The following is a 307-nucleotide window of genomic DNA, read 5'->3' as shown; positions in this document are numbered from 1 at the left end:
TTTGATTTGTCCTTTTTAGAAGCGGAATTTGAAAATAATTTAAAGAATGACTTGCCACTTGATGAGCAAAAAAAACAGTTTAACTTACACAAAACCAAAAATAAAACAAATTCAGATGTTATATCAACTACCTTGTTTAACCATCCAGAAAAAGATAGCTTTTTGTCTGAAGAGAAGCTTTCTTTACCTCAGTCCCATAATGAAGAACAAATTTTAGACGCACTTTCTCCATTACCAATTCAAAAGAATCTGTCATCTCAAAACAAAACATCACAAACTCCTGCTCATCCCTCTTTTGAAGAAAGTA

General features: G+C 31.6%; 1 pseudogene. It reads left to right on the top strand.

The features are described 5' to 3' along the window. Window positions 1–307 (top strand): annotated as a pseudogene (locus ACFINO_RS10575) (SPOR domain-containing protein); the annotation flags it as partial.

The organism is Bartonella sp. AA83SXKL, assembly GCF_042196965.1.
GTDB lineage: Bacteria > Pseudomonadota > Alphaproteobacteria > Rhizobiales > Rhizobiaceae > Bartonella.
This window is presented reverse-complemented; position numbering and strand designations above follow the sequence as displayed.